Genomic DNA, 8,931 nt, shown 5'->3' with positions numbered 1-8,931 from the left:
CACCTGATCACCGGTGCGGTACAGCCGCGCCCCCGGCTCGCCCAGCGGGTCAGCAATAAAGCGCTCAGCCGTCAGCCCCGGACGCTCCAGATAGCCACGCGCCAGGCCAATGCCGCCGATGCACAATTCCCCCGGCACACCCACCGGCAGCGGGTTCAATTCGCTGTCGAGCACCCGGCACACCACGTTGCCCAAGGGTCGGCCAATGGGCGAACGCTCGCCGTCCTCAAGAGCACACTGCCAGTGGGTGACGTTGATCGCGGTCTCCGTCGGGCCGTAACGGTTATGCAGTTGCACGGCGGGTAATTGTTGCAGCACGTGATTGCGCAGTTCGGCGGGCATGGCTTCGCCGCCACTGAAAAGCCGACGCAACGTGCGGCACTGCAAGGCCTGCGGTTCATCGACAAACAGACGCAACAACGGCGGCACAAAGTGCAACGTGGACACCCCGAACTGCTGCACCAACTGCGCGATGCGCTGCGGGTCGCGGTGCTCTCCCGGCCCGGCCAGCACCAGACGGCAACCGGTAATCAACGGCCAGAAGCACTCCCACACTGACACGTCAAAACTGATCGGGGCCTTTTGCATCAGCACATCGTCGGCGCCCAAGCCGTAGGTGGTTTGCATCCACTGCAAACGCTCGCTGAGGGCCGCATGGGTGTTGCCGACGCCTTTGGGCTGGCCGGTCGAGCCCGAGGTGTAAATCACGTAGGCCAGGTTGTCGCCGTGCAGGTGCAGCCCCGGCGCATGGGGGGACCAGCTGTCGAGATTGAGGCCGTCCATGGCGATCACACTAAGGGCCTCGACACTCGGCAAACGCGGCAGCAGATGGCTTTGGGTCAGCAACAGTGCTGCACCGCAATCCTGCAGCATGTAGGCCAGACGCTCGGGCGGGTAGTCCGGGTCCAGAGGCACATAGGCGCCGCCCGCCTTGAGAATCGCCAGCAGGCCGATCAGCAGTTGCGGCGAGCGTTCAACGGCAATCGCCACCGGCACATCCGGGCCCACGCCCTTGTCACGCAAGCAGTTGGCCAGGCGGTTGGCGTGCCCATGCAGATGGGCGTAATCGAGGCTGCCGCCGTCCCACAACAGCGCGATGTGCTCCGGGGTGAGCTGCGCTTGCTGTTCAAGCTGCTGTGGCAGCCATTGCTGCGCGGGAGCACACGGCGCTTCGCTCCAGCGCGCCTGTTCAAGCAATTGCTGCGGGCTGAGCAGGTGCAGGTCAGCCAGAGCCTGGCGGCTATCAGCGCAAACTTGGCGCAAGAGGCTGACAAAATGCTCGGCCAGTTGCGCAATGGTGCTGGCCTCAAATCGTTCATCGGCGTAGTCGAATGATAGTTTCAGGCGGCCCTGACAGTCTTCTTCGCTGTGCAACTGCAAGTCGAATTTGGCTTCGCGGCTGTGCCATTCCAGCTCTTCGGCGAGCAAGCCCGGCAAACGCCGCAAAGCACTCAGGTCGCGTTGCTGATGATTAAACAGGACCTGGAACAGGCCGTGTTCGCGGGCCTGCGGGAAGGCTTCCAGCAACTGCTCAAAAGGCAGGTCCTGATGCGCTTGGGCATCCAGCGTGGCAAGGCGGGTTTGCTCGAGCAATTGGGCAAATGGCAGGCGCCCGTCCAGTTGCGCGCGCAGCACCAGGGTATTGATGAAAAAGCCGATCAGGCCATGGGTTTCCTGACGCGGGCGGTTGGCGCTCGGCACGCCAATGCGGATATCGCGCTGGCCGGTATAGCGATACAACAAGGTCTGGAACGTCGCCAACAGCAGCATAAATGGCGTGCTGTCATGGGCCTTTGCTGTCTCACGTAACGCCTCGGCAAGCGGTGCCTCCAGGCGCACGCTGTAGCGCGACGCGCTGTGTTGCTGCGCGGCCGAACGCGGGTAATCGGTGGCCAGTTGCAAGGTCGGCTGCTCGTCGCCCAGCTGTTGTTTCCAGTAACCGAGCTGGCGCTCGGCTTCGCCCTGAGCCAGCCATTGGCGCTGCCAACTGCCGTAGTCGGCGTAGTGCAAAGTCAGCGGCGCCAGCGCTAACGGTTGCTCCAGGCAGGCCGCCGCATACAGCCGCGAGAACTCGTCGATGAGCAAGTTGAGCGACCAGCCGTCCGCAATGATGTGGTGCAAGGTCAGCAGCAGTTGGTGCTCTTCGTCATCGAGCTTGACCAAAGTGACCCAGAACAGCGGGCCGTTGCTCAGGTCGAACTGGGTGCGGGCTTCGTCGTCGCGGATCTGTTGCGCCCGCGCTTCTCGTTCGGCGGCGGGTAAATCGCTGATATCAATGACCTGCAGGTCAAAATCCGCGGCGGCCTCAACCCGCTGCCAGGCTTGGCCATCGCGCTCATAAAAGCGCGTGCGCAGGGCTTCGTGGCGTTCGACCAAGTGCGCGAAGCTGCTGCACAGCGCGGTTTCGTTCAGCTCGCCGCGCAAGCGCAAGGCGCCGGGAATGGTGTAGGCGCTGCTCTGCGGGTCGAGCTGCCACATAAACCACAACCGGTTTTGCGCCAGCGATTGCGGCAGCGGCTCATCGCGGCTCAAGCCGACGATGCTGCCCTGGGCCAGACCGCCATCCTGCTGCAACGCCGCGACCCGGGCCGTAAAAGCGCTCAAGGTCGGCGCCTCGAACAACAGGCGCAGGTTGAGTTCCAGTTTCAGTTCTTCACGCAGGCGGGCGATGGTTTGCGTGGCCAGAATCGAGTTGCCGCCCAGCAGGAAGAAATGATCGTCAGCGGCCACTTGCTCGACCTGCAAATGCTCGCACCAGATCCACGCAATCAGCGCCTCCAACTGATGGGCTGGCTGCGCCGGATCATTGTTGGCCGGCTGAGCGTCGTCACACGGGAACTGCGCGTAGCTGTCCAGGCTGCCATCAGCCAGACGGCTGCGGCAGGCCGAGCGCTGGAGTTTGCCGCTGGAGGTTTTTGGCAACGCCCCCGGATTGAGCAATACGACCACGCTTGGTGCTTGCTGGCAGGCTTCGGCCACAGCCTGGCGAATGGCCGTGATCAGGGCGTTGGCGGGCATGATTTTTTGCACGCTGCGGCTGATTTCGGCGGCAATGCCAATCCCCTCCTCGCCTTTGACATTGACCGCGAACGCCGCCACACGACCTTTACGCACCACCTCGACTTCACGCTCGATGGTGGCTTCGATGTCTTGCGGGTAGAGGTTATGGCCGCGCACGATCAGCAGGTCTTTCAAGCGCCCGGTGATGTACAGCTGGCCTTCATGGATAAAACCCAGGTCGCCGGTGCGCAGCCATGTGGCGCCCTGATGTGCAACAAATGTCTGGGCGCTGGCGTGCGGGTTGCGCCAGTAGCCGTGGGCGATGCTTGGCCCGCAGGCCCAGACTTCACCGACACGGTTATCCGCCAAGGACTCGAACGAGTGTGGGTCGACGATTTGCACCGCATGTTGCGGCTGCTGAGTACCGCAGCTCATCACCGCGCAGCCGTCGCCTGGCACGATGCGGTTGTTGGCCAGTTCCAGCTCATTCAGGTTCAGGGCCGGGATGCCCTGCCCGCGCTGCCCGCCTGCGACAAACAACGTAGCCTCGGCCAGCCCGTAAGAGGCGAAATAGCTGGCGGAGTTAAAACCGCACGGGGCAAATTTTTCGGCAAAACGCACCAGGGTGTCCTGGCGGATCGGCTCAGAACCTGAATAGGCCACGCGCCAGCGGCTTAAGTCCAGCCCGGCCAGCGCGTTTTCACTGACCCGCTCGCTGCACAGCCGATAGGCAAAATCCGGCCCGCCGCTGATGGTCCCGCCGTATTCGCTAATGGCTTCGAGCCAACGCAGCGGGCGGGTCAAAAAGTACGCGGGCGACATCAGGATGCATGGCACACCGCTGAAAATCGGTTGCAGCAGGCCGCCGATCAAGCCCATGTCGTGGTACAGCGGCAACCAGCTGACAATCACGTCGTCGGGGTTGAGATCGATGCCAAATCCACGGCGAATCAACAACTCGTTAGCCACCAGATTGCCGTGGGTGACTTGCACGCCCTTGGGCATGGCGGTGGAGCCTGAGGTGTATTGCAAAAAGGCGATGTCATCGGCCTGCAACACCACCGGCTGCCAGCCTTGGCCCAGGCTCGGTTCTAGGCTGTCGACACACAGCAACGCGGGCGCCTCGGCGCAGGTGAGTTCGGGCAGGGCCAGTAAGGACTCGCGCAAATGGCTGCTGGTCAGGAGTACGCGCGGTTCGGCGTCGCTCAGGATCGACAGCAAACGCTCCTGATGATGGCGCCGCGACGACTCCGGCGGATACGCCGGAACGGCGATCACTCCGGCGTACAGGCAGGCAAAAAACGCCGCGACGTAGTCCGGGCCGCTGGGCAACAGCAAGACCGCGCGATCGCCAACCGCTGCATTGGCCTGCAAGGCTGCGGCAAAGGTCCGCGCACGTAAATCCAGGTCAGCATAGGTCAGCACCTGGCTGGCACTCTGGTCATCGCCCAAAAAGCGTAATGCCAGTCGATCCGGGGTCCGGGCTGCACGTTGTTGCAGGGCTTGGGCCAAGGTGCCAGGGAGTTCGAACGCGTCCATCATGGGATTTCCTGCCTGAAGTCGGCTTTGCATAAATTCGGTGTGTTTGAGAGACGAGAAAGCACGGCGCCGCTTTAGCCGGGCACTCGCCAAACCTGTTGCTGACGCCAGCGCAGCAGGTGTTCTTCGGCGTAACGACGCAGGCAACGCAACAAGGCGGTTTCTTGCTGGTGCAGAAAAAAGTGATGGCCTTCAAACATGTCCAGGGAAAACGCGCAGTTGGTGTCGGCCTGCCAATCGAGCAGTTGCTCGGCGCGCACACTGTCTTGCTTGCCACCAAACACGTGAATGGGTAGCGGCAACGGCGCCCGTCGGTCGTGCCTGAAACTGCCGCACAACAGGAAGTCGGCGCGCAGTATCGGCAGCATCAGGTGCATCAGTTCGGCATTGGCCAGCACCTCTTCGGGGGTGCCGTTGAGTTCGCGCAAGCGCTCGATAAGTTGTGCGTTGGTCTTGGCCACCGCGTACTCGCTGACATCTCGGCGGGCCGGGCCGGCCGTGGCAGATGCAAACAAGGCCAGCGGCTCGGGCACCACGCGCTCACGCAGGGCGTGGGCCAGTTCAAAGGCCAACAGACCGCCCAGGCTGTGGCCAAACAACGCGTAAGGACGGTCCAGTTCCGAGCTGATTTCATCGGCCAACTGGCTGGCCAATGCGCGAATATCGCTCTGCAAGGGCTCGTCCATGCGCATCCCGCGCCCCGGTAATTCCAGCGGCCGCACCTGCAGCCAGTCGGGCAGCAAGCGGCGCCAACGGCTGTATGCCATGGCGCTGGCGCCGGAGTAAGGCAGGCAAAACAAGCGCAACTGGATGACTTCAGTCATGGTCTGCACCACCGCCGTAAAACGCCGCCCGTGCACATGCAAACGCCATATCACCCTCCTGTGTTAACCGTTCATCGCAGGTCTGCAACACAGACCTTCGCCCCTTGTGAACGGTTGACCCGGGCAAATAATTAGCCCTTGCGATAGTGGCCATTTGTAGCGAACTGCACGGGATGTGAGGCTTTTCTCAATCTCTTGAAAGGATCGTTACTAATTACCTTTCTCAATTGACAATCATTATCATTAAGCCTAGTTTGTTTCGCACTGTGACGGCGCCAACCGAGCAATGGCCCGCACGTTTTCACTAGCCACAGGTGATCTCCATGACGGAACAAATGTCCACAAGCAGGTGTGACTCACCCTTACTTCAAGCCTTTGTCGACAACCGATTAATCCTGGTCAAAATTGCAGCGCGGATCACCGGCTGCCGATCTCGGGCCGAAGACGTGGTGCAGGACGCTTTCTTCCGTTTGCAGTCCGCGCCGCAGATCACCTCGTCATTCAAGGCGCAGCTGAGCTACCTGTTCCAGATCGTGCGCAACCTGGCGATTGATCACTACCGCAAGCAGGCACTGGAGCAGAAATACTCGGGCACAGAAGAGGAAGGCTTGAATGTGGTGATCAATGGCGCCTCGCCAGAAACCTCGCATATCAATTTTTCGACCCTGGAAAACATCGCCGACGCGCTGACCGAGCTGCCAAGCCGCACCCGTTATGCGTTTGAGATGTACCGCTTGCACGGTGTGCAGCAAAAAGACATCGCCAAGGAGCTGGGGGTGTCGCCGACACTGGTCAACTTCATGATCCGCGACGCACTGATTCACTGCCGCAAGGTTTCGGGCAGCCAGCCAGATACCTTTAGTCGCCGCTGAAATCAGCTTCTTTGTGAGAAGGCTCGCGATCTTTGAAGATCTAGAGAAGATCAAAAGATCGCGAGGCGAGATCGCTCCTACAAAATGAACGTCGCTTTAGCGTTGGTTTTCGATTGTCCTTTCCAGCACCATCAAGGCCGCCCGTTTGTGCGGGAAGTCGAATTCCTTGATCCGCGCATAGCCCTGCGCCTGCATGTAACCGATCATTTTGTCGTTGTCAGCACGAGGCTCGGCCACGATGCGCCGGGTGCGCGGGTCGTCCTGCAACAGGTAATCGGTCAAAGCGGATAACCAACTGGCAACCTTGTGCGGCCCGCGATGGGCCTGCTCCCCCACCAACATATGAATGCCACGGTCATAATCGTCTGCGTCGTAAAAGGGCGCGATGCGATCTTCTTTGGCCCAATAGGCTTCGAAATAAGCAAACGGCTGGTCGTCAAAGCAACCGATCAAGGTCAGGGTGTGCGGGTCGTTGGCCAGTTTTTCGAGGTACTGGCGATGGTCGTCAAGGCTGCCCCCTTCATCCCAGAAGGCCAGTACTCGCGGGGTGTTCTGCCAGCGGTTGAAGCGTTCGAGGTCAAGCTCGATGTCCAGCGTACGCAAGGAGATCCAGGCGCCAAGCTGGGGGTCGAAGCGCCGATAGACTTCGCCTTGGGGTTTAGCAGGGCGCTGCGGGTGCGAAGCGATTGCAGTCATTTTGGACTCACGATTGTCGTCAACAGTTAGGCTGTGTGACGTTGGTCGCGGGGCAAAATTTAGGACTCTGTTTCGACGAGTTCAATATTGTAAGGGGCAAAAATCGCTTTTAACTGGCCATTGTCCTTTAGCGCTTTGATCAACTTGGTCACTTCTTCGGCTTTGATCGGGCCATGGGGCCGAATGAAGGCGTAGTGATGGTAGCGCTGGTCGGCACGGTCAGATACCAGCACGCGAGATTTGTACTGCGGATTGTGTCTGAGCATGTCATTGAGGTTGGATCGCGTCATCAAGGTCATGTCTACCCGCCCGCGCAAGACCATCTGCAGGTTGCTTTCGTGAGAGTAGGTCAAGGTCGCGTCAAAGTGGTTGAGCAAGTAGCTGGGGGCAGGATTGAAGTCTGCAAAGGCGTAGTGATAGCCGGAAAAAAGCGCCAGCCGTTTCCCCTTCAATTCATCAAAGTAGGATTGGTCACGCCCCGGCTGTTGCTTGGCAATAAACACTTCCGAGTCGACAAGGCCAAGGTCGACAGCATCGTAATCGACCCCCTGCCAGCCCCAGTTGGAGCTTTCAAAAAGGATCAGGTCAACGCGGCCCTGATCAAAGTCACGCACCCTGCGCGCCAGCGAGGTGGGGACGGCGGTGAATTTATAATCAGTTTGTAACTCATTCATCGCGCTCAGCAATTTTTGCAGCAAGCCCGTGTCGGAACCGCGTTCCGGGCGCACGATATACGGCGGAAAATGCGCCGCACCGACGCGAATTTCCTGCGCGGCCCACACCGGCGACATCAAGGTGACACTCAGCGCCAGCAACACACTGCGGACCATCCACATTGGCAAACACTTAAACGCTATGCACATCGGGGACGCCCGCGACTGGAACTTATTAATGGGTACAGGACCTGAGATCGAGTACGACCGTAATTTAAGCGCGCTTAGACTAGCAAGCAAACGTGGTGTGGCCCACTACAAATTAAGTGCCCCGTGGCTGCGCATTAGCTACGCTGCATCCTCAATGCCGATGTTGTTTAAGGAAAGCTGCACATGCCTCACTGGCTGGTAATTGACTTGGAAGCCACCACCGATGACGGCGGCTGGCCTCTGGAAGAAATGGAAGTCATCGAAATCGGTGCCAGCGTGGTCACCCGTGCCGGGCGCGAAATAGACCACTTTCAGCGTTTTGTACGGCCGCAACGGCGCCCGCTGCTGACTGCTTTTTGCCGTCAATTAACCCATATCACCCAAGCCAATATTGATAACGCCAGCCCTACCGGACAGGTTTGGGAGCAGTTCGAGCGCTGGCTGGGCCAGCACCTGCCCAAACTGGAAGGCTGGGCCAGTTGGGGTGAGTACGACCGCAAGCAACTGGAACAGGAATGGCAACAAAAGCAGCTGGACAGCGCCTTGGCGCGTTTGCCGCATATGAACCTCAAGCAACAATTTGCCCAGGTCCGCCAGCTAAAACAGCCGCTGGGCCTCAACAGTGCGCTGCAACTGGCCGGTATGCAGTTCAGCGGGCAGCAGCACCGCGCCCTGGAAGATGCGCGCAATACCGCGCGTTTATTGCCTCTGGTGTTGCGGGTTTAGTGCAGCGCCGAGCCTCTACAAAAGGGCGTGACGGGATAAAACGGCTTCTGCATACTGGCCAGCCTTTTTAACCCATTCCGAGGAATCGCCATGTTTAAAGTCAACGAATACTTCGACGGCACCGTCAAGTCGATTGCGTTCACACAAGCTGAAGGCAAAGCCACTATTGGCGTCATGGCCCCGGGTAAATACGAGTTCGGCACCGCCGAGCGTGAAATCATGCACGTCGTCTCGGGCGAGCTGAAGGTCAAGCTGCCGGGCAGCAGCGAGTTTGAAACATTCAAGACAGGCAGCCAGTTCAACGTACCGGCCAACAGCAAGTTTCAGCTTGAGGTCGCAGTAGATACCGCTTACCTGTGCGAGTACCGCTGAGTTAGCCCCGCGTAGGAGCGAGCTTGTCTCGCGATCTTT

General features: G+C 59.8%; 6 protein-coding genes and 1 pseudogene. 3 read left to right on the top strand and 4 right to left on the bottom strand.

The annotated features are described in order from the left end of the window. A partial coding sequence (locus tag GHO41_RS17690) for a non-ribosomal peptide synthetase (protein WP_153434253.1) occupies nt 1–4,542 on the bottom strand: 4,542 nt, incomplete at its 3' end. Between the two features lie 71 nt (nt 4,543–4,613). Continuing rightward, nucleotides 4,614–5,363 carry a thioesterase II family protein gene (locus GHO41_RS17685; protein WP_153434252.1) on the bottom strand — a complete coding sequence of 250 codons (750 nt, stop codon included), beginning with the start codon at nt 5,361–5,363 and terminating at the stop codon, nt 4,614–4,616. A gap of 323 nt (nt 5,364–5,686) precedes the next feature. On the opposite strand from GHO41_RS17685, the gene GHO41_RS17680 reads away from it, so the two are divergent. Continuing rightward, nucleotides 5,687–6,235 carry an RNA polymerase factor sigma-70 gene (locus GHO41_RS17680; protein WP_048368846.1) on the top strand — a complete coding sequence of 183 codons (549 nt, stop codon included), beginning with the start codon at nt 5,687–5,689 and terminating at the stop codon, nt 6,233–6,235. A 96-nt stretch (nt 6,236–6,331) separates the two neighbouring features. Here GHO41_RS17680 and GHO41_RS17675 read toward each other — a convergent pair. Then, nucleotides 6,332–6,913 (bottom strand): annotated as a pseudogene (locus GHO41_RS17675) (GNAT family N-acetyltransferase); the annotation flags it as partial. Between the two features lie 77 nt (nt 6,914–6,990). Beyond that, the gene (locus GHO41_RS17670; protein WP_153434251.1) at nt 6,991–7,767 is read right to left on the bottom strand and encodes an ABC transporter substrate-binding protein; all 777 of its coding nucleotides are present in this window, start codon (nt 7,765–7,767) and stop codon (nt 6,991–6,993) included. A gap of 210 nt (nt 7,768–7,977) precedes the next feature. On the opposite strand from GHO41_RS17670, the gene GHO41_RS17665 reads away from it, so the two are divergent. Then, the gene (locus GHO41_RS17665; RefSeq protein WP_048368844.1) at nt 7,978–8,520 is read left to right on the top strand and encodes an exonuclease domain-containing protein; all 543 of its coding nucleotides are present in this window, start codon (nt 7,978–7,980) and stop codon (nt 8,518–8,520) included. 90 nt (nt 8,521–8,610) lie between these two features. Beyond that, complete coding sequence (locus GHO41_RS17660) at nt 8,611–8,892, top strand: pyrimidine/purine nucleoside phosphorylase (RefSeq protein ID WP_048368843.1); 282 nt, start codon at nt 8,611–8,613, stop codon at nt 8,890–8,892. Nucleotides 8,893–8,931: the final 39 nt, after the last annotated feature.

Origin of the sequence: Pseudomonas sp. FSL R10-0399 (assembly GCF_009600165.1) — a bacterium.
GTDB lineage: Bacteria > Pseudomonadota > Gammaproteobacteria > Pseudomonadales > Pseudomonadaceae > Aquipseudomonas > Aquipseudomonas helleri.
Note: the sequence above shows the minus strand (reverse complement) of the source record. Positions and strands in the feature narration are given on the sequence as shown.

Excerpts from the sequence above, each read along its gene's own strand:
- GHO41_RS17685 (WP_153434252.1), bottom strand. The coding sequence starts at position 5,363 with ATGACTGAAGTCATCCAGTTGCGCTTGTTTTGCCTGCCTTACTCCGGC.
- GHO41_RS17680 (WP_048368846.1), top strand. The coding sequence starts at position 5,687 with ATGACGGAACAAATGTCCACAAGCAGGTGTGACTCACCCTTACTTCAA.
- GHO41_RS17670 (WP_153434251.1), bottom strand. The coding sequence starts at position 7,767 with ATGTGGATGGTCCGCAGTGTGTTGCTGGCGCTGAGTGTCACCTTGATG.
- GHO41_RS17665 (WP_048368844.1), top strand. The coding sequence starts at position 7,978 with ATGCCTCACTGGCTGGTAATTGACTTGGAAGCCACCACCGATGACGGC.
- GHO41_RS17660 (WP_048368843.1), top strand. The coding sequence starts at position 8,611 with ATGTTTAAAGTCAACGAATACTTCGACGGCACCGTCAAGTCGATTGCG.